Origin of the sequence: Roseovarius pacificus (assembly GCF_900142665.1) — a bacterium.
In the GTDB taxonomy this organism is placed as follows: Bacteria; Pseudomonadota; Alphaproteobacteria; order Rhodobacterales; family Rhodobacteraceae; genus Roseovarius; species Roseovarius pacificus.
The window spans coordinates 41,416-66,340 of record NZ_FRBR01000004.1; the positions used below are offsets into that span (position 1 = coordinate 41,416).

Below are 24,925 nucleotides of genomic sequence, written 5' to 3' on the forward strand. Positions count from 1 at the left end.
ACCTCAATCACGGAGAGACCATGCCGAAAGCCGCTTATCACCTGACGCACCCGCAGCGCCGGACCACCGCAGTGGTCTTCTCATCTCCTCATAGCGGGCGGGATTATCCGTGGTCTTTCCTGCGCCGGACGAACCTGAACGACCATACGGTGCGCAGTTCGGAAGATGCCTTTGTCGACCAGCTTTTTCAGGATGCACCGCGCTATGGGGCGCCGTTCATAAAGGCCGGTGCGCCACGGGCGTATGTCGATCTGAACCGGTCGGAAGAAGAGCTGGACCCGGCCCTGATCGAGGGGGTGCGCAAATCCGGGCACAACCCGCGGATCGCCTCGGGGTTGGGGGTCATTCCACGGGTCGTGGCCAACGGGCAGGCGATCTATACCGGCAAGATCACGATGGCCGAGGCGGAGCGCCGCATCGACACCTATTGGCGACCCTATCACGAAGCCCTGAGCGCGCAGTTGGATCAGGCGCATCTGATGTTCGGGCAGGCGATTCTGATTGATTGCCATTCCATGCCGCATGAGGCGATGGATACCATCGCGCGTACCGGCATCCGCCGTCCCGAGGTGGTGCTGGGGGACAGGTTCGGGGCCGCCGCCGCCCCCGGGATCGTGGATCGTATCGAAGAGGTTTTTACCTCGGCCGGGCTGGTCGTGACACGCAACACGCCCTTTGCCGGGGCCTATGTGACGCAACGCTATGGCCGCCCGTCACGCAACCGCCATGCGGTGCAGATCGAAATCGACCGGGCGCTTTACATGAACGAACAGTTGATCCGGCCCAATGGCCATTTCGAGGCGTTTCGCAACGTGTTGAATGGCGTGATCGCCGAAATCGCGGCAATCGGCCGCCCCGCGCATCAGGCCCTGGCGGCGGAGTGAGCAGCGGCGCTCTGGCTGTCGGGTAGCAGCCAGGCGGTCAGGTATTCGGACAGACGAGTTCGCAGGGGCACCGTATTGTTGATGGCGCAGAAGTTGAGCGCAATCGACTGAACGGAAAACGCCTGTATTCCCTGGGCCAGCAAATCGGGCGAGACATCATTGCGAAATGGCCCGTCGGCCAGCCATTCGGCCACAACCGCGTCGTGCCGCGCGAAGGTTTCGGCGATGGGGCCGATGGCATCGCAGGCAGCGGCGCCGGAATGGCGTAGGATCACATCGAAAACATAGCGTTCACAGCTCATGAATTCGAGCAGCGGCAAGAGGGCATCCAGCAGATCGTCGATGGTTCGAGGGGGGCTGCACACCTCGATCCGGTCGAGATACGAGTCGATCTCGGCGCCGATCAGGATGTCCATCAACGCATCCTTGTCATGAAAATGTGCAAAGAAGGTGCCCTTGGCGACACCGGCCCGTTTGACGACCTCTTCGATACGCAGCCCTTCATAGCCGTATTCCGCGATGATCTGGCGCGCGGCGTCGGTCAGCCGGGCGCGGGTTTTCAGGGTTCTTTGTTGCACAGCACGGGCCATGAGCGTTGACATGCCATGAATTTTGACCGGGGTCAAATTAATAATTGACCGGGGTCATTTTTTAAGTATGAAAGTGACCGAGGTCAAATTTGGAGAGACTCATGTCACGGAAACGTATTTTCATCCTCGATGGGCACCCGGCCCGACAATCGCTCTGCCGGGGCCTTGCGGAAGCCTATTCAGACGCGGCACAGGCGGCGGGGCACAATGTGCGGTTGGTGCATCTGAACGATCTTGCCTTCGATATGGATTACGAACGGGCCGGATATCGCGATCCGAAGCCACTGGAACCGGCATTGGAACAGGTGATGCAGGATATCGAATGGTGCGAGCATCTGGTGATGGTGACGCCCATGTGGTGGGGTGGCCTGCCCGCCAAGCTGAAAGGATTGTTCGACCGGGCATTTCTGCCGGGGCGCAGTTTCGACACGCGGGTGACGAAACTGGGTATGCCTGCCCCCATGTTGGGTGGGCGCAGTGCGCGGGTGGTTCTGACAGCCGACACTCCGGGCTGGTTCCTGCGGGTTAGGTACGGCAACGCCATGATACGTCAGGTCCGTGGGCAGATCCTTGGGTTTGTGGGGATCAAGCCGACGCGGTTTACCTATTTCGCGGCGGCGAGCCATCCGAAGGACGGACAGGCGCAGCGTTGGCTGGCAAAGGTAAGGCGTATCGGGGCGCAGGGGGCGTGAGCGTCAGCGCAGGGAGCGCCCCTTGCGAATCGCGTCACTGCCGAATTTCGCGCGGATACTGTCGGTGGCGCGTTCGGCCTTGCTGCGGCGCACCGCCTGCGGGTCCAGCAGATCGCCCGAGCGGTCGGCCCCGTCCTGCGGGATCAGGTCGGACAGCCCCACCCCGATCAGGCGATAGGGCGCCCGGCCATCGACCTGATCCAATAACGCGCGGGCGGTACGATAGATCGTGTCGGCCATTTGAGTGGCGTCGCGCAGGGCGATGCGGCGGGTCAGCTGGCTGTGATCGGCGCGCTTGAGCTTGAGCGTGACCACCCGGCCCGCGATGCCCCTGGCCTTGGTGCGATCCGACACTTTTTCGGACAGGCGCCACAGATGCCCGTCGAGGATTTCGGTATCGGCGATATCCTGAGAGAAGGTGGTTTCGTTGGATACGGATTTGATCGGCGTATTGGCCGAGACGCGCCGCGCGTCCTGCCCGCGTGCAAGGTGCCATAGCCGATCCCCCATCGACCCGAAGCGCGCGATCAGGTCCTGGCGGTCCCATCTGAGCAGGTCCGAGATGGTGCGGATGCCTGCCCTGTCCAGTGCGCCGCGTGTGGCCTGCCCAACGCCCCAGATCAGGCTGACCGGCTTGTCATGCAGGAAATCGGCGGTTTCCGCCCTGCCGATCACTGAAAACCCGTGTGGCTTGTCGAGGTCCGAGGCGATCTTGGCGAGAAACTTGTTGTGGGACAGCCCGATCGAGCCGGTCAGCGCCAACTCGTCGCGCATGCGTTTGATCAGCCGCGCCAGCATGACGGCGGGTGGCGCACCATGCAGGCGGGCGGTGCCGGTGAGGTCCATGAAGGCCTCATCCAGCGACAGCGGCTCGACCGAGGGTGTGAGATCTTCCATCATGGCGCGGATCTGGCGCGAAACCTGCGCGTAGACCTCCATCCTCGGTTTTTGCACCACCGCGTCGGGGCACAATGCAAGCGCCTTGAACATCGGCATGGCCGAACGCACGCCGCGAATGCGGGCGATATAGCAAGCGGTCGAAACCACCCCGCGCCGCCCGCCGCCGATGATCAGGGGCTTGTCGGCCAGATCGGGATTATCGCGCTTTTCGACGCTGGCATAGAAGGCATCGCAGTCCATATGGGCGATGGAGAGGTCGAACAGCTCGTCATGGGCCACGACACGGGGGCTGCGGCAGGCGGGGCAGCGCGGGCCGGTATCGAATTCGGTCAGGCAGTCGCGGCAAAGGGCAGGCATTGCGGATCGGGCTGTTGTGGGCTTTGTCCGGGTTTGTAACGCGGATGCGTGCAGACTACACTGCTTGCGGGGAAAGGTCTGCATGAAAAGGCCACAGGGGGACGCCATGCACGGGACCGAGCATTTCGACGGGACCAAGCTGTTTTTGTTTCTGGGGAATGAGTTGTTGACGATCCGGCGCGACCATCGTCCGGATATTCCATGGCCCGGACGTTTGGACGTGCCGGGCGGCGGGCGTGAAGCGGGCGAAACGCCGACAGATTGCGTCCTGCGCGAAACCCGCGAAGAGGTGGGGCTGATCCTGACGCCCGACGATCTGATCTGGCAGCGTTTTTATAACGAACCCATCCGCGCATGGTTCTTTGCGGCTCATCTGCCGGGGGACCGTGTGCAAGACGTGGTTTTTGGGAACGAGGGCACGGGATGGGCCCTGATGCCGCCCCATGAATATGCGGCGCATGCGCAGGCCATCCCACATTTCCGCGACCGGTTGCGTGCCTATTTGCGCGGTTGACCCACGGTTACTCCAGCGTGGCGACAATAGCGCGCAGGGTTGCGATCCCTTCGCCTTTTTCACTGGAGGTCAGAACCAGTTCGGGGAAAGCGGCGGGGTGTTTCACCAGCTTGCCGCGAACCTGATCCAGCACTTTTTCGCGCTCACCTGCCTTCAGCTTGTCGGCCTTGGTCAGAACGCATTGGAAAGTCACGGCGGAACTGTCCAGCAAGCTCATAATTTCCTCGTCCACCGCTTTGATCCCGTGGCGCGCGTCGATCAGGACGAAAGCCCGGCGCAGGTTGGGGCGGCCCGACAGGTATTGCTTGAGCAGCCTTTGCCACGCCTCGACCTTGGGAAGCGGGGCGTTGGCAAAACCATAGCCGGGAAGATCGACCAGGTAATGGCTTTCGCCCAGGGTGAAAAAGTTGATTTCCTGCGTGCGGCCCGGCGTGTTCGAGGCGCGCGCAATGGCCTTGCGGCCGGTCAGCGCATTGATCAGGCTGGATTTCCCGACGTTCGAACGCCCGGCAAAGCACACTTCGGCCCGGTCGGCGGCGGGCAGGCCCGACATGGCGACGACCCCCTTGAGGAAATCGACCGGCCCGGCAAAAAGTTTGCGGCCCTGTTCCGAGGTTTCTTCGTCCGGCGCTTCGGCCAGTGGGAAAGGCAGGGTCATGTCAGCACCTCGATGGTATCGCCGGTGGCGATGTCGCCGCTTTTCACCACCTCGGCGTAGACACCGAAATTCTGGTGCCCGAACCGGGTGTTCAGCGTGCCGAGCGTATCGGCGTCGCGCTGCCCGGTTGCGGGGTTGGCGGTGGTGGCCATGCAGCGTTTGATCGGTTCGCGCACCCGCACCTCGGCCTCGCCGATCCGCAGCGTATGGCCGATCCAGTCGAACTCGGCCCAGGCGGGCAGGCCGGACAGGTGGATGTTTCCCCGCCACCGGAGGGGGGAAATATCCTGATCCATGGCTTGGGTCATGGCGTCGTTCGACGCCAGGTTCAGCAGGCTGACCGAGGGGTAATCGGTATCGGTCATGCCCCGGCCGGACACACGCACCAGCCGCGTGGATTGCGCCCGGTTGACCGGCATCAACGGGCGTACCCAATCCAGAAACGCCTGTGCTTGCCCGTCGGGATCGAAGGTCAGGTCAGGCCGGTCGGGGTGGCTGAGTGTGACCGTGCCGGCCTGCGGGTCGCTTTGAGCGTTGATGGCCATGAGCGAGGCCGCTTTGGCGCCGCGCGAAAATTCGGCGCAGGGCGACCATGCGCTGTTGTCGGCCTTGGCAAGTTCATGGGCGACGGCCCATCGCCGGTCCCATGGCATGGTCTGTCCGGCGGTCAGGGTCACCCGGTCAAGTGGTTCGCGTCCATGCGACTTGATCGGGTGGCGCCAGAGAGCGGCGACCCGGCCGGTCATTTCTGATCTGACCGGGATTTGCGTTTGAAGCTGGATTTGATGTTGCCCAGAACGTCGGGTCTATATCCCTGAGTGCGCATGATCAGGTATTGTTGCGAGAACGTGATCGTGTTGTTCGCAATCCAGTAGATCACCAGCCCGCTGGCAAAGCTGCCCAGCATGAACATGAACACCCATGGCATCCACGCAAAGATCATCTGTTGCGTCGGATCGGTGGGGGCCGGGTTCAGCTTTTGCTGGAGCCACATCGAAATCCCCAGAAGCAGCGGCAAAATACCGATGAAGATGAGCGCGAGGATCGAGCCGGGCTCGGGCGCGTCCCAGGGGAGAGCCCCCCAGAGGTTATAAAGCGAGGACGGGTCGGGTGCGGACAAGTCCTTGATCCAGCCGATCCAGGGCGCATGGCGCAGCTCCAGTGTGACGAAGATCACCTTGTAGAGCGAAAAGAAGATCGGGATTTGCAGAAGGATGGGCAGGCAGCCCGAGGCCGGGTTGACCTTTTCCTTCTTGTAAAGCTCCATCATCTGCTTTTGCAGCGCCTGCCGGTCGTCGCCCGCCGCTTCCTTGATTTGCTCCATCTGCGGCTGAAGTTCCTTCATCTTCGCCATTGAGACGTAGGATTTGAAGGCCAGCGGCAGCAGAAGCGCCTTGATGAACAGCGTGAGGCCGATGATCGCCCACCCCATCGAGCCGGTCAGGCCCATGCCCGCCAGCGTGGCGTTCAGCCAGTGCAGCACGGCGAAAATCGGCTTGGTCAGGAAAAAGAACCAGCCCCAGTCAATCGAGTCGAGGAAACGGTCGATCCCGGCATCGTTCTGATAGCTGCGGATCGTGGCCCATTCCTTGGCCCCGGCGAACAGCCGGGTGGACACAGTGGCGCTCTGCCCCGGTTCCAGGGTCTCGGTGCGTTGCTTGGACGTGGTCTGATAGATGTCGCGGCGGGTGTCCCTGAAGGTGGTGAAACGCGCGCCCGCATCGCCGGGAATCAGCGTCGTCATCCAGTAATGGTCGGTGAAGCCGATCCAGCCGCTTTCCTCGACGGCGCTCTCCTTGTGGTCCGACGCCGGTTCGAAATCGTCGTAGTCGGTCTCGGTCAGTTCGCCATCGACCATGCGAATGGCGCCTTCGTGCAGGATGAAGAAGTTCTTCAGGTCGGCGGGTTCGCCATGTCGTGCCAGAATGCCGTAAGGGGCCAGCGATGCGGTTGTGGAGCCGGTGTTTTCGACCGTCTGGGTGACAGTGAACATGAAATCTTCGTCAACGCTGATTTCACGGCGGAATGTCATCCCGGCCCCGTTATCCCAAACCAGGGTCAGGGGGCTGTCCGGGGTCAGCGTGTCGCCGCTTTCCACCTGCCACATGGTGTTGGCGCCGGGCACCGTTTCAGCGTTCAGCCCCTGGCCGGGGGCCCAGCCGAACAACGCATAATAGGCGTTGTTGCTGCCCACGGGAGACAAGAGCGTAACGATGTCGGAGCCGGGTTCGAGCGTTTCGCGGTATTTGCGCAAGGCCAGTTGGTCGATCCGGCCGCCCAACAGCGAAACGGAGCCTTCCAGGCTGGGCGTTTCGATTGCAACGCGCGGCGCGTCGGAGGCGGCATCGGTTCCTGCGGCTTCTGTCGCGGTATCGGCGGCACCCGTGGCGGTGCGTGGGGCCGATGCTGTGGTGTCGGCGCTTGCTTCGGTTTGCGTGGTGGCCGTCGTGTCGGCGTCTTGCGGTGTGTCGGGCGGCGGGAACAGCACGAACCAGACCAGGATCACGATGAAGCTGAGCGCTGTCGCAAGGATTAGGTTCTTGTTCTGATCATCCATCGCAGATGGCCACCCGTCTCTGTTTTCAGTCACCGCGGTTCAACAGAGTGCGAGGCCAAAGGTCAAGGGGATTCCGGGAAATACGGGCAATGGGGGGTGATTGTCTGGCCGTGTCAGCCCGCGGTCCGCTCAATACCGGGAAGCTGTGCCAGGCGGTTGCGGTGGCGGGCGGCCCATGCGGGCATGTCGGCGGCGGGCATCGGGCGGCCAATTCCGAATCCCTGCACATGCCCGCACCCGAGCTGTGCAAGCATGGCGTGCTCTCCGGCGGTCTCCACGCCTTCGGCCAGGGTTTCCAGACCGAGGCGCTCGGACATCGACAGGATGGCCGAGACCATACGTTGCTGATCCCGGTCGCCGTCGATGCCGGTCACGAAGGAGCGGTCGATCTTGAGCCGACCCACCGCGAGGCGGCGCAGCGACGACAACGAGGCATGCCCCGTGCCGAAATCGTCCAGGTCGATCAGGCATCCAAGACGCGCCAGGGCATTGATGTTGCGGGTCACGGTATCGCCGGGGGATTGGGCGACGACGGTTTCGAGCACTTCGATGGCCAGCCGGTCGGGAGCAATCTCGTGCCGGTCCAGTTCCCAGCTGATATGATTGATCATGCCGGGCTGTCGCAGTTCCGTTGGCGACAGATTCAGCCCGATACGGGGGACATAGAGGCCCGATGCCTGCCATTCGCGCAGGGTGGTCAGGCAGTGTTCGAGCATCGTGCGCCCAAGGGCTTCAAGCTGCCCGGTCTGTTCCAGCAGTGGCAGGAAGTCCGCGGGCCCCAGAATGCCACGGGTGGGATGGTTCCAGCGTGCAAGGGCCTCCACCCCGCTGAGGGCGCCGCTGTCGGTCGATATCTGCGGCTGGAACCACGGCAGGAATTCACCATGGTTCAATGCGCGGGTCAGTTCGTCATCCGCGAGATGCGCACGGGCCGGTAGTCGCCGCATATCCGGGGCAAAGGCGCGGATGGACGAGGGTCCGCTGCGGCGGGCTTCGTCCAGGGCGAGTTCGGCGGCGTCCACAAGCGCCCGTCCGGTCGACCGTGTCAATTGCGTGTCGAGGCACAGGCCGGTCGATACGGTTGGGCAGACGGTCACAGTGTTCAGTGATACGGGCTCTTCCGCTGCCGCGTGCAGCCGCCTGGCGATATGCAGCGCGGCATCAATGGTCAGCCGCCGCGAGGGGCGCAGCGCGATTGCCAGTTTTCCGGTGTTCAACTCAAAAATCTGATCCCCCCGGCGCAATATCCTGTCGAGGCGGTTCAGTGTATGGCGCGAAATGTCTTCGGCGGCATCGGGATTGAATTGACGGATCAGATCGTCGGGCTCGTCGATCTGAAGCAGAATACAGGCGGTGTGTGCCGAACGCCTTCGGGCCGTGCGTATGGCGGCATCCAGCGCTGTGCAGAGCGGTTCCCGGTCGGTGCGTTGCGCCGGGTGTAATCCGTTAAGACGCATGACGACGCCTGTCATGAGGAAAGTGGCGGGCAGGCCCAGAACCAGTGCCATAAGGACCGTTTGAGCGCCGAAGGCGATGCTGCCCACCGCCAGCCCGGCCAGGAGTATCAGAATCGCAAGGTTCTCGCGCGTGGGCCATGCGCGTGCCCGATGCGGTTTGGGACCCTTGTTTTGCGATTGTGGCATGTGCCGCGCTCCGACCGTGTGGGGCGACCTTAGCCCCCGGTCGTCAACAGCGGCTTAACGCAGCCGGGGCAGGGCCTCGGGATTTGCGTCGACTTTTAGCGATCCGCGCTCCAACCCCTCGAAATCAAAGAGTTTCGGGTCGAGCAAATGCGAGGGGCGGGCGTTCATCAGGGCGCGGAACATGACCTGACGGCGGCCCGGCGAGTTGGCTTCCCAGCCATCCAGAATCTGTTTGACCTGCTGACGCTGCAAGCCGTCCTGCGAGCCGCAGAGATCACAGGGGATAATCGGGTAATTCATTGATTTCGCGAATTTTTCGCAATCGGCCTCGGCCACGAAGGCCAGCGGGCGATACACGAACAGGTCGCCCTCTTCGTTGAGCAGCTTGGGCGGCATGGTGGCCAGCCGTCCGCCATGGAAGAGGTTCATGAAAAAGGTTTCGAGAATGTCGTCGCGGTGATGGCCGAGCACCACCGCCGAGCACCCCTCTTCACGGGCGATGCGATAGAGATTGCCGCGGCGAAGGCGGGAGCAGAGCGCGCAATAGGTGCGGCCCTGCGGCACCTTGTCGACCACGACGGAATAGGTGTCCTGATATTCGATCCGGTGCGGAACGCCCTTGTTTTCAAGGAATTCCGGCAACACAGTGGCCGGGAAACCGGGCTGACCCTGATCCAGATTGCAGGCCAGAATCTCGACCGGGAGAAGACCGCGCCATTTCAACTCGTGCAATACGGCGAGCAGGGTATAGCTGTCCTTGCCGCCGGACAGGCAGACCAGCCATTTGGGGGGCGTATCGGTTTTTTCGACCATGCTGAAATGATCAATCGCCTCGCGCGTCTGGCGCACGATGCGTTTGCGCAGCTTCCTGAACTCGGTGGTCGAGGGGGCACCGGCAAAGAGCGGATGGATATCTTGGGCGTCGTCCAGCATGAGGAGGCTTTAGGGAATTTCCAGTCGCCGGACAAGGGGCCGCGTTTCGTACGAAACGTACGATGTGTACGCGGGTTTTGTACGAAACCAGGGGGGTCCGGGGAAATTCGTGTCCATCATGGACGCAAATCCGCCTTTCAGCCCCCGCCTGCCTGCCCCTCGATCAGCGCGGTGAGGATCGCCTTGGCGCTGTCGGAATTCCAGTGGGCGTCGCCCTGCATCCGGGCGATTTCCTGGCCCTCGGGGTCGAGGATCACGGTGATGGGCAGGCCGAACACGCCCATTTCGCGGGCCAGCGCGCTTTTGGGGTCGCGGTGGAGCGGCAGGTTGTCGACGCCGATGTCGTCGAAGAACTTTTTCATCGCGGGGGGCGGGTTGCGGCCCGTGGCGATGGTGACGACCTCGAACGCATCGCCGCCCAGTTCGGCCTGAAGCTCGGACAGCATGGGCATTTCCTTGCGGCAGGGGGCGCACCATGTGGCCCAGAAATTCAGCACCACATGCTTGCCCGCGTAATCCGCCAGTGCCCCCGAAGAGCCGTCTTCGCGTTCGAACGCGGTGGCGGGCGCGGCCTGCGGCGTGGCGTGGAAGGTCAGCTTTTTCATGTCACCTTCGCGCAGGGCTTCGAGCGCGGCGGTATCGGCCAAGGCGGCGTTTGCACCGAGCGCGAGCGCCATATAAAGGAAACCGTAACGAATGAACTTCATTTTCCCTCCGAAGGGCTGAGACAGACATGACCGACACGACCTCGAACCAGATGTGGGGCGGCCGCTTTGCCGCCGGACCGGACGCGATCATGGAGGCGATCAATGCCTCGATCGGGTTCGACAAGCGGATGGCGGCACAGGATATCGCCGGGTCGCGCGCCCATGCCGCCATGCTGGCGGCGACGGGCATTGTCAGTGATAGTGATGCCGAGGCGATGAGGGAAGGCCTGCTCACGGTCTTGTCAGAGATCGAAGGCGGGACGTTCGAATTCTCGACCGCGCTGGAGGACATCCACATGAATGTGGAGGCGCGGCTGAAAGAGATCATCGGCGATGCGGCGGGGCGGCTGCATACGGGCCGCAGCCGCAACGATCAGGTGGCCACGGATTTCCGGCTGTGGGTGCGCGATCAGCTCGATGCCACCGAAGGCGCGCTGCTGGCGCTGATCGGGGCGCTGCTGGTGCAGGCCGAGGCCGGGGCCGATTGGGTGATGCCGGGATTCACCCATCTGCAAACCGCGCAGCCCGTCACATGGGGGCATCACATGATGGCCTATGTGGAAATGTTCGGTCGTGACCTGAGCCGGGTGCGCGATGCGCGTGCACGGATGAACGAATGCCCCTTGGGGGCGGCGGCGCTGGCGGGCACGTCCTTTCCGATCGACCGCGAGATGACGGCGAAGGCGCTGGGGTTCGAGCGGCCTTCGGCCAATTCGCTGGATGCGGTGAGCGACCGGGATTTCGCGCTGGAATTCCTGAGCACGGCCAGCATTTGCGCCATGCACCTGAGCCGGATGGCCGAGGAACTGGTGATCTGGTCCAGTGCGCAGTTCCGCTTTGTGGCGTTGTCGGATCGGTTCTCGACCGGGTCCAGCATCATGCCGCAGAAGAAGAACCCGGACGCCGCCGAACTGATCCGCGCCAAGATCGGGCGGATTTTCGGGGCGAACGTGGCGCTGATGACGGTGATGAAGGGGCTGCCGCTGGCCTATTCCAAGGACATGCAGGAAGACAAGGAACAGGTATTCGACGCCGCCGACAACCTGATGCTGGCGCTGGCCGCGATGGAGGGCATGGTGCGCGACATGAGCGCGAACCGCGACAATCTGGAAGCCGCTGCCGGGTCGGGCTTTTCCACGGCGACCGATCTGGCCGACTGGCTGGTGCGGGTGCTGGGCATGCCGTTCCGCGAGGCGCATCACGTGACCGGGTCGCTGGTGGCGCTGGCCGAGGGCAAGGGGTGCGACCTGCCCGAGTTGAGCCTTGCGGAGATGCAATCGGTGCATGGCGATATCACGCAGGCGGTTTATGATGTGCTGGGCGTGCATAATTCGGTTGCCTCGCGCACCAGCTATGGCGGCACGGCGCCCGAACAGGTGCGCGTGCAGGTCGCGCGCTGGAAGGAGATATTGGGATGACACGGATTTTCGGTGTTCTGATGCTGGCCGCCCTGGCCGGGTGCGGCGCGGATGGCGAGCCGATTCGCCCGACGGCGCAGGCCAGTGTCGGGGTTGGCTCGCACGGGGTGCACGGCGCGGTCGGAACGACGCTGCGGCGCGGCAATGTCAGGGTCGGGATGGGCGTGGCCCTGTGAGGCGGGCCGCCGTTGTCCCGTCCGGGGGTCGGGCGGGGTTGAAACGGCGGGATTTTGAGTATTTTTGCCAACAAGAAGCAGGGGCGTAACGCCCCGGATTGCAACCGCCCTGCGCAGAGGTAAGGGGCGGCTGGGTGTAAAGGGGCGCGGGCCATGGACCATTTTCTGTATCGAAACGGGCAGTTGTTTGCCGAGGATGTGCCGGTGGCCGAGATCGCCGAGGCGGTGGGCACGCCGTTCTATTGCTATTCCACCGCCACGCTGACCCGCCATTTCCGCCTGTTCGACGAGGCGCTGGAGGGCACCGAGCATCTGGTGTGCTATGCGATGAAGGCGGCGAGCAATCAGGCGATCCTGAAAACGCTGGCGGCGCTGGGCGCGGGGATGGACGTGGTCTCGGGCGGGGAATATGCGCGCGCCCGTGCGGCGGGCGTGCCCGGTGAGCGGATCGTGTTTTCCGGCGTCGGCAAGACGCGCGAGGAAATGCGGCAGGCCCTGGAGGGCGGCATCCGGCAGTTTAACGTGGAAAGCGAGCCGGAGATGGCGGCGCTGAACGCCGTGGCGCTGGAGTTGGGGGTGACGGCCCCGATTGCCGTGCGGGTGAACCCGGATGTGGATGCGAAAACCCATGCCAAGATCGCGACCGGCAAGAGCGAGAACAAGTTCGGCATCCCGATTGCGCGGGCGCGCGAGGTTTATGCCGAAGCCGCCGCGATGCCGGGGCTGGAGGTGGTCGGGATCGACGTGCATATCGGCAGCCAGCTGACCGAGTTGGAGCCGTTCCGTCTGGCCTATGAAAAGGTGGCGGAATTGACGGGGGTGCTGCGGCGCGACGGGCACGACATCCGGCGGCTGGATCTGGGCGGGGGGCTTGGGATTCCCTACACGCGCTCGAACGACGCGCCGCCCCTGCCGACGGAATACGGCCAGTTGATCAAGGATACGCTGGGGCATCTGGGATGCGAGATCGAGATCGAGCCGGGGCGTCTGGTGGTCGGCAATGCCGGTATTCTGGTGAGCCGGGTGATCTACCGCAAATCCGGCGAGGGGCGCGACTTCCTTATTCTCGACGCGGCGATGAACGATCTGATCCGGCCCGCCATGTATGACGCGCATCACGATATCGTGCCGGTGCAGGAACCCGCGCCGGGGGCCGAGCAGGCGCCTTATGACGTGGTGGGGCCGGTGTGCGAATCGGGCGATACCTTTGCCAGGGGGCGCATGTTGCCGCCGGTGGGCGAGGGCGATCTGGTGGCGTTTCGCAGCGCCGGGGCCTATGGTGCGGTGATGTCGAGCGAGTACAATACCCGCCCGCTGATCCCCGAAGTGTTGGTGCATGAGCATCAATTTGCCGTCATCCGGCAGCGTCCGACCTTTGACGAGATCATAAAACGCGATACCATTCCCGAGTGGCTGTGACCCGAAAGGCGTGTCCGGCCACGAACTGGAGCGGAGCATGCCAAGGCAAACGACCCCTCTGACCCCGGTGCTGAACCGGCTGCGGCGGCCCCTGACCCTGACATGGGCGGGGTTGATCGCCGAACGGATCGTGCGTGCCTTCTGGCCGGTCTGGACCGTGATCGCGGCCTGCGCGGCGGCGTTGATACTGGGATTGCATGACAGTCTGCCGCTGGAACTGGTCTGGTCGGCGATGATCGCCGCCCTGCTGGCGCTGCTGGTGTTCGCCGGTCTTGGCGCGCGGGCGTTTCGCTGGCCGGGGCGGGAGGATGCGCTGGCGCGGCTGGACGCCAGCCTGCCGGGGCATCCGCTGACCGCATTGCAGGATGCGCAAACGGTGGGCAGCGGCGATCCGGCCTCGGAGGCGCTGTGGCGGGCCCATCAGGCCCGGATGGCCGAGCGTGCGGCGCAGGCGCGTGCGGTGGAGCCGGACCTGAAGCTGGCGCGGCGCGATCCGTTCGGGTTGCGCTATGTCGCCCTGCTGGGGCTGGTGGTGGCGCTGTTGTTCGGATCGGTCTGGCGGGTGGGCAGCGTGGCCGGCCTGACGCCGGGCGGGAGCGCGGCGCTGGCCAGCGGCCCGACCTGGGAGGGCTGGATCGAACCGCCTGCCCATACCGGGCTGCCGAGCCTCTACCTGAACGATCAGAAAGGTGAGATCTCGGTGCCCGAGGGCAGCCGCGTGACCCTGCGCCTTTATGGCGAGGTGGGCGCGCTGAGCGTGTCGGAAACCGTTTCGGACCGGACAGAGGATATCGGCGCGGCCACCGATCCCGAACAGGCCTTCGACATCACCCGCGCCGGAACACTGACCATCGACGGCCCCGGCGGGCGCAGCTGGACCATTCTGGCGCTGGCCGACCTGCCGCCTGCGGTGGAGGTGTTGAGAGAGGGCGCCGAGACCACGTTCGACGGGCAGATGAGCCAGCCGTTCCGCGCCTCGGACGATTACGGGGTCACGGGCGGGACGGCGACCTTCCGTCTGGATATGGCGGCGCTGGAGCGCCGGTACGGGCTGTCGACCGCGCCCGAGCCGCGCGAGCCGATCACGCTGGACCTGCCGATGCCGATCACTGGTGACCGGGTGGAATTTACCGAGACGCTGATCGACAACCTGTCGCAGCATCCCTGGGCGCATCTGCCGGTGACGCTGGAATTGCGGGTCGAGGATGCCAGCGGCAATACCGGGCGCAGCACGCTGGAAAAGATGGCCCTGCCCGCGCGGCGGTTTTTCGATCCGCTGGCGGCGGCGGTGATCGAACAGCGCCGCGACCTGCTGTGGTCGAAGGCCAATGCACGGCGGGTGACTCAGGTGTTGCGCGCAGTGTCGTACCGGCCCGAAGACGGGCTGTTTCGCCGTGAAACCGATTACCTGAAACTGCGGGTGGTCCTGCGGCGGCTGGAAACGCTGCTGCACCATGACAGCCTGACGGACGAGGCGCGGGACGAGACCGCACAGGCGCTGTGGGATCTGGCGATTGCGCTGGAGGAAGGCGATATCGGCGATGCGCTGGAACGCATGCGCGCGGCGCAGGAGCGGCTGAGCGAGGCGATGAAGAACGGCGCCAGTCCCGAAGAGATCGAGCGGCTGATGCAGGAGTTGCGCGAGGCGACCAACGATTACATGCGCCAGAAGATACAGCAGGCGCAGCGCGATCAGCAGAACGGCGATCAGGATCAGATGGGCCAGACGCCCGAGGATGCCATGCGCATGACCCAGCAGGATTTGCAGGACATGATGGACCGTATCCAGGACCTGATGGAACAGGGCCGCATGGCCGAGGCGCAGCAGGCGCTGGAAGAGTTCCAGCGGATGATGGAAAACATGCGCGTCACCCAGGGTCAGGGTGGCCAGCAGGGCCAGAACCCCGGCCAGCAGGCGATGGAGGGGCTGGCCGAAACCCTGCGCAACCAGCAGGGTCTGTCGGACGAGGCGTTCCGCGATTTGCAGGAACAGTTCAATCCCGATGCGCAGGCCGGGCAAAACCAGGGCAACGAGGGGCGCGATGGCGGGCAGGGCCGCGGCCAGAGCCACCAGCAACAAGGCCAGCAGGGGCAAGGCCAGGGCGGTCAGCCGGGTCAGCCCGGCGGACAGGGACAGCAACCCGGCGACCGGCAGGCCGAACAAGGCGGACCGGGGGGCGATCTGGCCGACCGGCAGGAGGCGCTGCGCCGCGAGCTCGAGCGCCAGCGCGGGAACCTTCCCGGCGGCGGCAGCGAGGCCGGAGAGGCCGCGCGCGAAGCGTTGGAGCGGGCGGACCGCGCCATGGAAGGCGCCGAAGAGGCGCTGCGCGGTGACGAACTGGCCGAGGCGCTGGACCGTCAGTCGGAAGCGATGGAAGCCCTGCGCGACGGGATGCGCAACCTGGGCGAAGCCATGGCCGAGAACCGCCGCCAGCAACAGGGCGGACAGGGGCAGGCGCGTGGCGAGGTGGGCCAGCAACAGTCCGATCCGCTGGGCCGCCTGTCGGGAGAGGGCGGCCAGGTGGGCACGCAGGATTCGCTGTTGCAGGGCGAGGATGTCTATCGCCGGGCGCGCGAATTGCTGGATGAAATCCGCCGCCGCTCGGGCGAGGGCGAGCGCCCGGATATCGAACTGGATTATCTCAAACGCCTGCTGGACAGGTTCTAGGGTCAGGACCCTGGACGCGCCCCGCGCCATTCCCCGCCGTTCTCGTTACCCCATGAAGGACGCGATTGTCTGCGCGAGCCATATGCGCAAGCCGTTGATGGCCGTGACATAGCTGGCCATGACCGGCTCGAGCGCGGGGTGGAGCCCGGCGATTTGCGGCGCGAACGCGTAGATCAGCGTCACGAGGGCGAAGAGCAGCACCGCCAGCGTGAATCCGCGGCGGAACCCGTCGGGTTTTTGCGGCGTGGCGTCGGCCGTTTGTATTGCGACGGCGGTGTCGGGCCGGGGCGTGCGGTCGGAATCGAGAGAGGAATTGATTTCGTCGATATCGGGAAACAGGTTGCGGCGCGAGTCGGGGTCGATATCGGCGTGTTCGTCTTCCTCGATCCGGGCAAAGCTGTCGCTGCTGCCGGTGTCGTCTTCGGCGATCTCCTCGCCGCGCAGGCGGGCCATGCGTTCGCGTGCTTCCCGGCTGCGCAGGTCCTGTTCGGGCTGGTCGTCGAGCCCCATCTCGGTCTGGGTTTCCAGGCCGCCGCTTTCGGCTTCGCGGGCCTTGTGCTCGCGCTCGGCCTCGGCGCGCAGGAGGTCGCGAATGGTCGGGTCCAGTTCGCGCCGTTGCGGGGCGGCGGGCCGGGGGGTGTCCTGAATCTGTTCGGCGGTGTCGTCGGGGGCGTCGTCGCCGGCCCCGGACAGGTCGGGTTTCGGCGCTGCGGGGGCGGGGGACTCAGGGGAAATGTCCTGCGCCCCGGCGGGGGTGTCGTCCTGGGGGGTGACGTCGTATTCGGGCTCGGAGTCTTCGGGCGGAAGGTCGGGCTCGGGCGCTTGCGCGATGTCCTGTTCGGCCTCGTCAGCCGGGGCTGGCAGGTGATCGGGGTGATACTGAAACCATGTGTCGCCACAGTTCGAGCATTGCACATCGCGCCCCGTTTCGGGGATCACTTCGTCGGGCACTTCGTATTGAGCCCCACAATTCGGGCAAGTCAGCCTCATGTTGCCACCTGTCGCCTGCCAGCGGTATCCGCTTGTTCATCCTTGCGGAAAGCATAGGCTGTAAAGCCCTGTTGCGAAAGGGTAAAGCATTTGCCCCCTGTAATCATTGCACATGTGTGTTCTCTGAGGCATTTAGAGGCGGTGGGTGCGGACAAGGGGGCAGGTTTGATCGAGCTGGAGAATGTGGCCTACAGCTATGGCGGGGGCGAGTTGCTGAGCGATATCTCGTTGCAGCTTCAGCCCGGATCGTTCCATTTCCTGACCGGCCCGTCCGGCGCGGGCAAGACGACGCTGCTGAAGCTGTGTTACGGGGCGCTGCTGCCGACGGCGGGCGATGTGCGCCTGTTCGGTACGGATGTGCGCGGGATGGAGCGGGACGATATCGCGCTGTCGCGCCGCCGGATCGGGGTGGTGCATCAGGATTGCCAGTTTCTGGATCACCTGAGCGTGTCCGAAAACATCGCGCTGCCGCTGATGGTGTCGGGGCGCGACCTGCTGGCCGAGGCGGCGAACCTCAAGGAACTGACGAACTGGGTGGGGCTGACATCGCGTGCCGAGGCCCGCCCGCCGGAACTGTCGGGCGGCGAACGCCAGCGCGCGGCGCTGGCGCGTGCGGTGATCATGTCGCCCGACGTGGTGCTGGCGGATGAGCCCACGGGCAACGTGGACTGGGAAATGTCGCAGCGCCTGTTGCGCTTGCTGGTCGAGCTGAACCGGATGGGCAAGACGATCATGATCGCCACCCACGATCTGGCGCTGATCCGGGCGGCCAAGGCGCATGTGCAGGCGCGGGTTCTGCGCATTTCGAACCGGCACCTGCAACTGGCGGGGGCGGATCTGTGACAATCGACATTGCGAAACTGAGCGAACTGGTGGTCGGCGATACGCAGGCCGACCGGGTTGTGCCGCCCACCGGGTTTACCGCGCGGCTGACGCTGTTCAGCGCTGCCGCGATGGCGTTTCTGGCGGTGTTCGCGCTGGCGCTGTCGCTGGCCACGGGGCGGCTGGCGGCACGGTGGGGCGACGAGCTGGCGCGCAGTTCGACGATCCGGATTTCCGCGCCCGAGGGGCAGTTGGCCGCGCAGACCGATGCGGCGCTGAAACTGCTGGAGACCACGCGCGGCGTGGCCAGCGCAAGGGCGCTGGACGCGGACGAGCAGCGCGCCCTGCTGGAGCCGTGGTTCGGCCCCGATCTGCCGGTGGACAGCCTGCCGATCCCGCAACTGATCGAAGTGATCGAGGATAACGAGGGGTTCGACCCGCAGGGATTGCGCCTGCGCCTGTCGGCCGAGGTGCCCGGTGCGGTGCTGGACGATCACACCCGCTGGCGGCGTCCGCTGGCCGAGGCGGCGGGACGGCTGCGCCTGCTGGGCTGGGTGTCGCTGTTGCTGATCGGCGGGGCGACGGCGGCGATGATCACGCTGGCGGCCAATGCGGCACTGGCGGCCAATGCGCAGGTGATCACCGTGCTGCGGCTGGTGGGCGCGCGCGACGTCTATATCGCACGGGCCTTCGTGCGCCGCTTTACCCTGCGGGCGCTGGGCGGCGCGGCGGTGGGCATGGTGCTGGGATGCGCCGCGATCCTGCTGTTACCATCGGCGCAGACGGAGGGCGGGTTCCTGACCGGGCTCGGGTTTCAGGGCTGGCACTGGATCTGGCCGCTGATCATTCCGCCGCTGGCGGCGGCGGTGGCCTTTGCCGCCACCCGCGCGGCGGCGATCAGGACGTTGAAGGACATGCCATGAGCCATGCTGTGCAATGGGTGCGTTCGCTGATCTTCGTGGTCAACATCTATGCGATGATGGGGATCATGGGGATCGTCTTTTTCCCCTGGGCGGTGATCAGCCGCCGGGGCGCGCTGACCGCCTGTCATACCTGGTGCCGCTGGGTGCGCTGGACGGCGCGCTGGATGGTGGGCCTGCGCACCGAAGTGCGCGGTACGCCCCCCGCTGACGAGGTCCTGATCGCGGCCAAGCATCAGTCGTTCCTGGATATCATTCTGATTTTCGGCGCGGTTCCGGCGGGCAAGTTCATCATGAAGCGCGAATTGATGTGGGCCCCGGTGATCGGGCAATATGCGCTGAAGATCGGCTGCGTTCCGGTGGACCGGGGCAAGCGCAGCCAGGCCATCAAGAGGATGGTCACAGACGTGGCGAAGGGCCGTCAGCAGCCGGGGCAGCTGATCATCTATCCGCAGGGCACACGCATCGCGCCGGGCGTCAAGGCGCCTTACAAGGTGGGCACCGGGGTTCTCTATGAGGAACTGGGGCAGGATTGCGTGCCGGTGGCGGCCAATGTGGGCGTGTTCTGGCCGCGCAAGGGGATCATGCGCAAGCCGGGAACGGCGGTGGTGGAGTTTCTGCCGCGCATCCCTGCGGGCCGGTCGCGCCCCGAGTTCATGGCGCAATTGGAGGACGAGGTCGAAACCGCCTCGGTCCGGCTGATGAAGGAGGCGGGATTTGACCCCGAAGGTTGAATATATTCACGACATTGCCGCGTTGGAGGCCCTGTATGGCAAGCCCGGTGCGGCCAGCCTGCGCAAGGTGACGACCCATCTGACGCCGCTTTACCGCAAATGGATCGCGAAATCGCGGTATTGCATCATTTCGACGGTGGGCCCCGAAGGTACCGACGGCAGCCCGCGCGGCGAGGACGGGCCGGTGGTGACCGAACTGGACAACCGGACGCTGGCCCTGCCCGACTGGCGCGGCAACAACCGTCTGGACACGCTGCGCAATATCGTCAGCGACGGGCGGATTTCGTTGCTGTTCATGGTGGCCGGGTCCAACACCGTGGTGCGGATCAACGGGCAGGCACGGGTCACGGCGGATGAACAGGTGCGGGCGATGTTCAACCGGCAGGGCAAACAGCCCGCTACGGTGATCGTCATCAAGATCGGCGAGGTCTACACGCAATGCGCCCGCGCCTCGATCCGGGCGGGGATATGGGGGCGCGACGACAGCAAAGGCTTGCCGACGGTGGGAGAGATGCTGGCCGAAACGAGCAATGGCGACGAAGGCGGCACGGAATACGATGCCGCCTGGATGGACCGGGCGATCAAGACGCTCTGGTGAGGGGGTGCGCGGTTTGAGGCGGACAGACCTGCGGTGGCCGTGGGGGCCAGGATGCGGGGTCTGTTCCGATCAGGACGATTGATCTGAGCGCGAAGGGCCGCGCCCGGTCCTTCCCACGGCAGGCGCTCAGATCGCAATCATTCCGTTCGAGAGCCACTTGGCGAACTCCGCCTCGCTGACATGCCCCGAGGCCAGGTCTTCCACCATTCTGACGCCTTCGTTCGGCAAGGGCCGGAACGAGTAACCGTTGAGCCGCAGGAATGTCACGGCTGTCACGAAGGCGGTGCGCTTGTTTCCGTCCACGAAGGCACGGGCCTTGGAAATTCCGAAGGCATAGGCCGCAGCGATCCCTGCAAGGTCGGCATCGGTATAGGCGGCGAGGTTCATTGCACGGGCACATCCCATCTCCAGAAGCGTTCGGTCACGCATTCCGGGCGCGCCGCCGTGGCGGGATATCTGTCGGTCATGAATGGCGAGGACGGCGGCGAGCGGAACCCAGACCGGCTCCGTCATGCGAGGGCCTGAAGCAGATCGCGATTCTCATCCATGACGATTTCCGCGGCGGCCAATGCGGATGCGACCGCGGGGTCGTGTGGCGTGATCTTCAGGCTGCCATCGTCGCCGCGCAGGACAAAAAGCGTGTCGCCTTCCTTGGCGTCGAGGATCGTCAGCATTTCGGTCGTCAGGGTCATGACCGCAGAGTTGCCGACCTTCCGGATCTTGGTTTCAATCATTGCACCGCTCCATGGATATATGAGCGTATATACGCGAAGGGTCCATAAAAGACAAGGTTCCGGGATTTGCCGTCAACAGGCGGCCCGGTTCGGGCCGCCTGTTGCTTGTTTTGCCGGGACCCTCAGCTGTGGATCGGGCCGTCGCCACAGGCGAGCGCGGCTTCGCGCACGGCCTCGGAATAGGTGGGGTGGGCGTGGCAGGTGAGGGCGATGTCCTCGGCGGCGGCGCCGAATTCCATCGCGACGCAGATTTCGTGGATCAGCTCGCCTGCCGCCGGGCCGATGATATGCGCGCCGAGCACGCGGTCGGTCTCCTTGTCGGCCAGCAGCTTGACAAAGCCGTCGCCCGCGAAATTCGCCTTGGCGCGGCCATTGCCCATGAAGGAGAACTTGCCGACCTTGTAGGCGCGGCCCGCTTCCTTGAGCTGGCCTTCGGTCTTGCCCACGGCGGCGACCTCGGGATGGGTGTAGATCACGCTGGGGATGACATCGTAATTCACATGGCCGTGCTTGCCGGCGATCACCTCGGCGGCGGCCATGCCTTCGTCTTCGGCCTTGTGGGCCAGCATCGGGCCGGCGACGGCATCGCCGATGGCGTAAATGCCCTCGACACTGGTGTGCCAGCCTTCGTCGATCACGATCTGTCCGCGATCCGAGAGTTTCACGCCGAGCGCGTCGAGACCGAGGCCATCGGTATAGGATTTGCGGCCCGTGGCGACGAGCACCACGTCGGCGTCGAGCGTGTGCTCGCTGTCGTCCTTGCGCAGCTTGTAGTTCACCTTGGCCTTGGTCTTGAGCGTTTCGACCGATTGCACGGCGGCGCCCATGATGAAGTCGAGCCCCTGTTTCCTGAGCAGCCGCTGGAATTGCTTTTGCACCTCGCTGTCCATGCCGGGGGTGACGTGATCGAGGAATTCCACGACTGTGACCTCGGTGCCGAGGCGGGTATAGACCGAACCCAGTTCCAGCCCGATCACGCCCGCGCCGATCACGACCATTTTCTTGGGGATCTTGGGCAGGTCCAGTGCGCCGGTGGAGGTGACGACGGTTTTCTCGTCCACCTCGACGCCGGGCAGGGAGGAGGCTTCGGAGCCGGTGGCGATGATGATGTTTTTGGCCTCGTGAACCTCGTCGCCGACCTTGACCTTGCCCTTCTCGGGGATCGAGCCCCAGCCCTTGAGCCAGTCGATCTTGTTCTTCTTGAACAGGAATTCGATGCCCTTGGTGTTCTGGCCGATCACGTCGTCCTTGTAGGACAGCATCTGTTTCCAGTCGACCGAAGGGCTTTTGCCCTTGAGGCCCATCTTGGCGAAGTTGTGCTCGGCCTCGTGCAACTGGTGAGAGGCATGGAGCAGCGCCTTGGAGGGGATGCAGCCGACGTTGAGGCAGGTGCCGCCCAGGGTTTCGCGGCCCTCCACACAGGCGGTTTTCAGGCCGAGCTGGGCGCAGCGGATGGCGGCGACATAGCCGCCGGGGCCGGAGCCGATGACGATGACGTCATAGTTTGCCATTGGGATTTCCTTTCGGTTGAGCGGGTTTGGGGGCGCTGCCCCCGTCGCCCGTCGGGCGACTCCCCCGGGATATTTTGGGCAAGAAGAAAGTCATATCAAGGCCGCCAGGAGCATCAGAACGGTGGCGAAGAAGCCCACGGCCCAGATCAGTGAGCGCCAGGGCCGCCAGCCGTAGTAATAGGCGGGAATGTAGAGGGCGCGCGCGCCCAGATAGGTGAAGGCGCAGGCGGCGGTGAGGGCGGTGGACTGGCCCGAGAGGGTGATGACGGCGCAGGCGATGGCGAAGAGGATCAGCCCCTCGAAATGGTTGTTCAGCGCGCGTTGCAGGCGCCCGGTGGTGAGTGAGAGCTCGCGCGAGGGGGCGCGGTCACGCGCGGAGGAGGTATAGCCCGGCCCCAGTTCGAGATTGGCGGGGATGGCGAAGAGCAGGTACTGGAGGACCTGGAGCAGCGCGGCGAGGGTGAGGGCGGTGAGTTCGGGGGTCATGGAGTGTTCCGTGCGGAGGCGCGGTGCGCAGTGAATGCGCACCCTACGGGGGGCAGGGTGCACTATTTTACTTAATTCCTGCACGATCCTTCATAGAGAAAAGCATCGGCCACGATGGTTTTGCGATCAATTTTCCAGCCATTAGGGCATATATTCTCTTCAGCGACAAATTGGCCAATGTAGTTTAGGCGCGTGTCTTCTTGGAGCTCGGGGGCGACCAAACCATTCAGGTGGTTTTCGGCAAAAGCATGGCGAAAGGTTACTCTACCTTCTTGATCTCGTTGCACTGCTCCACTGCCTGATGCAATATCGAGAGCCGTGTTAGGTTGCCCACTTACCAACGCTGCAGTTGTCGGATTGCAAGCTGACAATAGTAAAAATGCCAAAGCGCACTTTCCTGTGTGCATATTTGTACTCCCAGTGGCATAGGCGGGGTGAACTCCGCCCTACGGTGGTATCGGATGGGATTTTACCCCATCCAGATCAATTACAAATCCATCAGCAATCGGCGCGGGTCTTCCAGGGCGTCCTTGACGCGGACGAGGAAGGTCACGGCGCCTTTGCCGTCGACGATGCGGTGGTCGTAGCTGAGCGCGAGGTACATCATGGGCCGCGCGACGATTTCGCCGTTCATCACCATTGGGCGTTGCTGGATCTTGTGCATGCCCAGGATACCCGATTGCGGCGGGTTGAGGATGGGCGAGGACATCAGCGAGCCGTAGACGCCGCCGTTGGAGATGGTGAAGGTGCCGCCCTGCATTTCGGCCATGGAGAGCTTGCCGTCGCGGGCGCGGGCGCCTTTTTCGGCGATGGCCTTCTCGATGTCGGCGAAGGACAGCGAATCGGCGTCGCGGATCACCGGCACGACGAGGCCGGTGGGGGTGCCGGTGGCGATGCCCATGTGGACGAAGTTCTTGTAGACGATGTCGGTGCCGTCGATTTCGGCGTTGACCTCGGGCACCTCTTTCAGCGCGTGGCAGCAGGCCTTGGTGAAGAAGGACATGAAGCCCAGCTTGACGCCGTGCTTCTTCTGGAATTCGTCCTTGTACGCGTTGCGGAGCGCCATCACCTCGGTCATGTCCACCTCGTTATAGGTGGTGAGCATGGCGGCGGTGTTCTGGCTGTCCTTGAGGCGGCGCGCGATGGTCTGGCGCAGGCGGGTCATCTTGACGCGTTCCTCGCGGGCGGCGTCATCCGCCGGGACCGGGGCGCGCGGGGCCTGTGCCGGTTGGGCCGAGGCGGCGGGGGCTGCCGCGGTGGCGGCAGCGGCGGCCCTGGCGACGTCTTCTTTCATGACGCGGCCATCGCGGCCCGAGCCCTGCACCTGATCGGCGGTGATGCCTTTTTCGGCCATCGCCTTTTTGGCCGAGGGGGCATCTTCGACATCCTTGCCTGACGGTTCGCCCGAAGCGGCGGCGGGGGCCGCTTCGGATTTGGCGGGGGCCGCAGCAGCGGCGCCGTCGCCCGAGGCCATCACGGCCAGCTTGCCGCCGGCCTGCACGGTGTCGCCTTCGCCGGCGATGATTTCGCTGAGCGTGCCCGAGGCGGGCGCGGGAACCTCGACCGAGACCTTGTCGGTTTCCAGTTCGCAGAGCATTTCATCCTGCGTGACGCTGTCGCCCACCTGTTTGAACCATGTCGAGACGGTGGCCTCGGTCACGGATTCGCCAAGGGTGGGGACCATGACATCGACACTGCCGCCCGAGGCGCTGCCGCTGCCGGCGGCTTTGGGGGTGTCTTCGGCCTTGTCCGGGGCGGGCGCGGGGGCCGCGCCCTGGCCTTCGGAGATGGTGGCCAGCAGGGCATCGACGCCCACGGTGTCGCCTTCGGCGGCGACGATTTCGCCAAGGGTGCCCGCGACGGGCGAGGGCACTTCGACGGTGACCTTGTCTGTTTCCAGCTCACACAGCATTTCGTCGGCGGCAACGGTATCGCCGGGCTTCTTGAACCATGTGGCGACGGTGGCCTCGGTCACGGATTCGCCGAGCGTGGGGACGCGAACTTCGGTAGACAT

Annotated in this window: 26 protein-coding genes; 11 read left to right on the top strand and 15 right to left on the bottom strand. The window is 64.5% G+C overall.

Annotated elements, in window-relative coordinates:
* Positions 1-20 precede the first annotated feature (20 nt).
* Positions 21-884: an N-formylglutamate amidohydrolase gene (locus BUB53_RS09095; protein ID WP_073034407.1), complete on the top strand. Its 864-nt coding sequence runs from the start codon at positions 21-23 to the stop codon at positions 882-884.
* Here BUB53_RS09095 and BUB53_RS09100 read toward each other — a convergent pair.
* A complete protein-coding gene (locus tag BUB53_RS09100; RefSeq protein WP_234983213.1) occupies positions 863-1,486 on the bottom strand; it encodes a TetR/AcrR family transcriptional regulator in 624 nt (207 codons plus the stop codon). The two genes, BUB53_RS09095 and BUB53_RS09100, sit on opposite strands and share 22 nt — an antisense overlap.
* Before the next feature lie 89 nt (positions 1,487-1,575).
* Between BUB53_RS09100 and BUB53_RS09105 the strand changes: the two genes are divergently transcribed.
* Positions 1,576-2,166 carry an NAD(P)H-dependent oxidoreductase gene (locus BUB53_RS09105; protein WP_073034408.1) on the top strand — a complete coding sequence of 197 codons (591 nt, stop codon included), beginning with the start codon at positions 1,576-1,578 and terminating at the stop codon, positions 2,164-2,166.
* Positions 2,167-2,169: 3 nt separating this feature from the next.
* Here BUB53_RS09105 and BUB53_RS09110 read toward each other — a convergent pair whose 3' ends face one another.
* Positions 2,170-3,423, bottom strand: coding sequence for a DNA polymerase IV (locus tag BUB53_RS09110; protein WP_073034409.1), 1,254 nt, complete (start codon positions 3,421-3,423; stop codon positions 2,170-2,172).
* An 82-nt stretch (positions 3,424-3,505) separates the two neighbouring features.
* Here BUB53_RS09110 and BUB53_RS09115 point away from each other — a divergent pair, with 82 nt between their 5' ends.
* Entirely contained in the window at positions 3,506-3,937 is a 432-nt protein-coding gene (locus BUB53_RS09115) for an NUDIX hydrolase (protein ID WP_229709521.1), read from the top strand.
* A gap of 7 nt (positions 3,938-3,944) precedes the next feature.
* On the opposite strand, the gene yihA is transcribed toward BUB53_RS09115, so the two are convergent.
* From yihA to BUB53_RS09145, 6 genes are all read right to left on the bottom strand, one after another.
* Complete coding sequence (gene yihA / locus BUB53_RS09120) at positions 3,945-4,595, bottom strand: ribosome biogenesis GTP-binding protein YihA/YsxC (protein ID WP_073034411.1); 651 nt, start codon at positions 4,593-4,595, stop codon at positions 3,945-3,947.
* Positions 4,592-5,341, bottom strand: a complete 750-nt coding sequence (locus tag BUB53_RS09125; RefSeq protein WP_073034412.1) for an MOSC domain-containing protein — start codon at positions 5,339-5,341, stop codon at positions 4,592-4,594. The genes yihA and BUB53_RS09125 overlap by 4 nt, the downstream gene beginning before the upstream one ends.
* Positions 5,338-7,152, bottom strand: coding sequence for a membrane protein insertase YidC (gene yidC / locus BUB53_RS09130; protein WP_073034413.1), 1,815 nt, complete (start codon positions 7,150-7,152; stop codon positions 5,338-5,340). The genes BUB53_RS09125 and yidC overlap by 4 nt, the downstream gene beginning before the upstream one ends.
* Before the next feature lie 113 nt (positions 7,153-7,265).
* Positions 7,266-8,795 carry a putative bifunctional diguanylate cyclase/phosphodiesterase gene (locus tag BUB53_RS09135; protein ID WP_073034414.1) on the bottom strand — a complete coding sequence of 510 codons (1,530 nt, stop codon included), beginning with the start codon at positions 8,793-8,795 and terminating at the stop codon, positions 7,266-7,268.
* A 54-nt stretch (positions 8,796-8,849) separates the two neighbouring features.
* Positions 8,850-9,728 carry a tRNA 2-thiocytidine(32) synthetase TtcA gene (gene ttcA, locus BUB53_RS09140; RefSeq protein ID WP_073034415.1) on the bottom strand — a complete coding sequence of 293 codons (879 nt, stop codon included), beginning with the start codon at positions 9,726-9,728 and terminating at the stop codon, positions 8,850-8,852.
* 137 nt (positions 9,729-9,865) lie between these two features.
* The gene (locus BUB53_RS09145) at positions 9,866-10,435 is read right to left on the bottom strand and encodes a TlpA disulfide reductase family protein (RefSeq protein WP_073034416.1); all 570 of its coding nucleotides are present in this window, start codon (positions 10,433-10,435) and stop codon (positions 9,866-9,868) included.
* Positions 10,436-10,461: 26 nt separating this feature from the next.
* On the opposite strand from BUB53_RS09145, the gene argH reads away from it, so the two are divergent.
* The 4 genes from argH (at position 10,462) to BUB53_RS09165 (ending at position 16,116) form a co-directional block, all read left to right on the top strand.
* Positions 10,462-11,853 carry an argininosuccinate lyase gene (gene argH, locus BUB53_RS09150; RefSeq protein WP_073034417.1) on the top strand — a complete coding sequence of 464 codons (1,392 nt, stop codon included), beginning with the start codon at positions 10,462-10,464 and terminating at the stop codon, positions 11,851-11,853.
* Positions 11,850-12,029: an argininosuccinate lyase gene (locus BUB53_RS09155; protein WP_073034418.1), complete on the top strand. Its 180-nt coding sequence runs from the start codon at positions 11,850-11,852 to the stop codon at positions 12,027-12,029. The genes argH and BUB53_RS09155 overlap by 4 nt, the downstream gene beginning before the upstream one ends.
* Positions 12,030-12,182: 153 nt before the next feature.
* The gene (gene lysA, locus BUB53_RS09160) at positions 12,183-13,448 is read left to right on the top strand and encodes a diaminopimelate decarboxylase (protein WP_073034419.1); all 1,266 of its coding nucleotides are present in this window, start codon (positions 12,183-12,185) and stop codon (positions 13,446-13,448) included.
* Between the two features lie 37 nt (positions 13,449-13,485).
* Positions 13,486-16,116, top strand: a complete 2,631-nt coding sequence (locus BUB53_RS09165) for a TIGR02302 family protein (protein ID WP_073034420.1) — start codon at positions 13,486-13,488, stop codon at positions 16,114-16,116.
* A gap of 45 nt (positions 16,117-16,161) precedes the next feature.
* On the opposite strand, the gene BUB53_RS09170 is transcribed toward BUB53_RS09165, so the two are convergent.
* The gene (locus tag BUB53_RS09170) at positions 16,162-17,106 is read right to left on the bottom strand and encodes a zinc-ribbon domain-containing protein (RefSeq protein WP_073034421.1); all 945 of its coding nucleotides are present in this window, start codon (positions 17,104-17,106) and stop codon (positions 16,162-16,164) included.
* Positions 17,107-17,271: 165 nt separating this feature from the next.
* Between BUB53_RS09170 and BUB53_RS09175 the strand changes: the two genes are divergently transcribed.
* From BUB53_RS09175 to BUB53_RS09190, 4 genes are read left to right on the top strand one after another with little or no spacing between them, the layout of a single operon-like run.
* Positions 17,272-17,949: a cell division ATP-binding protein FtsE gene (locus tag BUB53_RS09175; RefSeq protein WP_073034422.1), complete on the top strand. Its 678-nt coding sequence runs from the start codon at positions 17,272-17,274 to the stop codon at positions 17,947-17,949.
* Positions 17,946-18,851: a cell division protein FtsX gene (locus BUB53_RS09180; protein ID WP_073034423.1), complete on the top strand. Its 906-nt coding sequence runs from the start codon at positions 17,946-17,948 to the stop codon at positions 18,849-18,851. The genes BUB53_RS09175 and BUB53_RS09180 overlap by 4 nt, the downstream gene beginning before the upstream one ends.
* Positions 18,848-19,582: a lysophospholipid acyltransferase family protein gene (locus tag BUB53_RS09185; protein ID WP_073034424.1), complete on the top strand. Its 735-nt coding sequence runs from the start codon at positions 18,848-18,850 to the stop codon at positions 19,580-19,582. Before BUB53_RS09180 ends, BUB53_RS09185 begins: the two co-directional genes overlap by 4 nt.
* Positions 19,566-20,180 (top strand): pyridoxamine 5'-phosphate oxidase family protein, encoded by a 615-nt coding sequence (locus BUB53_RS09190; RefSeq protein ID WP_073034425.1) that lies wholly within the window; start codon positions 19,566-19,568, stop codon positions 20,178-20,180. Before BUB53_RS09185 ends, BUB53_RS09190 begins: the two co-directional genes overlap by 17 nt.
* Before the next feature lie 126 nt (positions 20,181-20,306).
* Here the strand turns inward: BUB53_RS09190 and BUB53_RS09195 are convergent, their stop codons facing one another.
* From BUB53_RS09195 to odhB, 6 genes are all read right to left on the bottom strand, one after another.
* Positions 20,307-20,693, bottom strand: a complete 387-nt coding sequence (locus BUB53_RS09195; protein WP_073034426.1) for a type II toxin-antitoxin system death-on-curing family toxin — start codon at positions 20,691-20,693, stop codon at positions 20,307-20,309.
* Positions 20,690-20,914 carry an AbrB/MazE/SpoVT family DNA-binding domain-containing protein gene (locus BUB53_RS09200; RefSeq protein ID WP_073034427.1) on the bottom strand — a complete coding sequence of 75 codons (225 nt, stop codon included), beginning with the start codon at positions 20,912-20,914 and terminating at the stop codon, positions 20,690-20,692. Before BUB53_RS09200 ends, BUB53_RS09195 begins: the two co-directional genes overlap by 4 nt.
* A 122-nt stretch (positions 20,915-21,036) precedes the next feature.
* Entirely contained in the window at positions 21,037-22,425 is a 1,389-nt protein-coding gene (gene lpdA, locus BUB53_RS09205; protein ID WP_073034428.1) for a dihydrolipoyl dehydrogenase, read from the bottom strand.
* Positions 22,426-22,515: 90 nt separating this feature from the next.
* On the bottom strand, positions 22,516-22,911 hold the full coding sequence (locus BUB53_RS09210) for an MAPEG family protein (protein ID WP_073034429.1): 396 nt from the start codon (positions 22,909-22,911) through the stop codon (positions 22,516-22,518).
* A 71-nt stretch (positions 22,912-22,982) separates the two neighbouring features.
* Positions 22,983-23,318, bottom strand: a complete 336-nt coding sequence (locus tag BUB53_RS22455) for a hypothetical protein (RefSeq protein ID WP_143163179.1) — start codon at positions 23,316-23,318, stop codon at positions 22,983-22,985.
* 80 nt (positions 23,319-23,398) lie between these two features.
* Entirely contained in the window at positions 23,399-24,925 is a 1,527-nt protein-coding gene (gene odhB / locus BUB53_RS09215) for a 2-oxoglutarate dehydrogenase complex dihydrolipoyllysine-residue succinyltransferase (protein WP_073034430.1), read from the bottom strand.

Bases quoted from the DNA above. Each gene is read 5' to 3' on its own strand.
- BUB53_RS09095 (WP_073034407.1), top strand. From the start codon at position 21: ATGCCGAAAGCCGCTTATCACCTGACGCACCCGCAGCGCCGGACCACC.
- BUB53_RS09155 (WP_073034418.1), top strand. From the start codon at position 11,850: ATGACACGGATTTTCGGTGTTCTGATGCTGGCCGCCCTGGCCGGGTGC.
- BUB53_RS09165 (WP_073034420.1), top strand. From the start codon at position 13,486: ATGCCAAGGCAAACGACCCCTCTGACCCCGGTGCTGAACCGGCTGCGG.
- BUB53_RS09145 (WP_073034416.1), bottom strand. From the start codon at position 10,435: ATGAAGTTCATTCGTTACGGTTTCCTTTATATGGCGCTCGCGCTCGGT.
- lysA (WP_073034419.1), top strand. From the start codon at position 12,183: ATGGACCATTTTCTGTATCGAAACGGGCAGTTGTTTGCCGAGGATGTG.
- BUB53_RS09185 (WP_073034424.1), top strand. From the start codon at position 18,848: ATGAGCCATGCTGTGCAATGGGTGCGTTCGCTGATCTTCGTGGTCAAC.
- yihA (WP_073034411.1), bottom strand. From the start codon at position 4,595: ATGACCCTGCCTTTCCCACTGGCCGAAGCGCCGGACGAAGAAACCTCG.
- BUB53_RS22455 (WP_143163179.1), bottom strand. From the start codon at position 23,318: ATGCACACAGGAAAGTGCGCTTTGGCATTTTTACTATTGTCAGCTTGC.
- BUB53_RS09170 (WP_073034421.1), bottom strand. From the start codon at position 17,106: ATGAGGCTGACTTGCCCGAATTGTGGGGCTCAATACGAAGTGCCCGAC.
- ttcA (WP_073034415.1), bottom strand. From the start codon at position 9,728: ATGCTGGACGACGCCCAAGATATCCATCCGCTCTTTGCCGGTGCCCCC.
- BUB53_RS09195 (WP_073034426.1), bottom strand. From the start codon at position 20,693: ATGACGGAGCCGGTCTGGGTTCCGCTCGCCGCCGTCCTCGCCATTCAT.
- BUB53_RS09105 (WP_073034408.1), top strand. From the start codon at position 1,576: ATGTCACGGAAACGTATTTTCATCCTCGATGGGCACCCGGCCCGACAA.
- yidC (WP_073034413.1), bottom strand. From the start codon at position 7,152: ATGGATGATCAGAACAAGAACCTAATCCTTGCGACAGCGCTCAGCTTC.
- odhB (WP_073034430.1), bottom strand. From the start codon at position 24,925: ATGTCTACCGAAGTTCGCGTCCCCACGCTCGGCGAATCCGTGACCGAG.
- BUB53_RS09135 (WP_073034414.1), bottom strand. From the start codon at position 8,795: ATGCCACAATCGCAAAACAAGGGTCCCAAACCGCATCGGGCACGCGCA.
- lpdA (WP_073034428.1), bottom strand. From the start codon at position 22,425: ATGGCAAACTATGACGTCATCGTCATCGGCTCCGGCCCCGGCGGCTAT.
- BUB53_RS09100 (WP_234983213.1), bottom strand. From the start codon at position 1,486: ATGTCAACGCTCATGGCCCGTGCTGTGCAACAAAGAACCCTGAAAACC.
- BUB53_RS09210 (WP_073034429.1), bottom strand. From the start codon at position 22,911: ATGACCCCCGAACTCACCGCCCTCACCCTCGCCGCGCTGCTCCAGGTC.
- BUB53_RS09200 (WP_073034427.1), bottom strand. From the start codon at position 20,914: ATGATTGAAACCAAGATCCGGAAGGTCGGCAACTCTGCGGTCATGACC.
- argH (WP_073034417.1), top strand. From the start codon at position 10,462: ATGACCGACACGACCTCGAACCAGATGTGGGGCGGCCGCTTTGCCGCC.
- BUB53_RS09110 (WP_073034409.1), bottom strand. From the start codon at position 3,423: ATGCCTGCCCTTTGCCGCGACTGCCTGACCGAATTCGATACCGGCCCG.
- BUB53_RS09115 (WP_229709521.1), top strand. From the start codon at position 3,506: ATGAAAAGGCCACAGGGGGACGCCATGCACGGGACCGAGCATTTCGAC.
- BUB53_RS09125 (WP_073034412.1), bottom strand. From the start codon at position 5,341: ATGACCGGCCGGGTCGCCGCTCTCTGGCGCCACCCGATCAAGTCGCAT.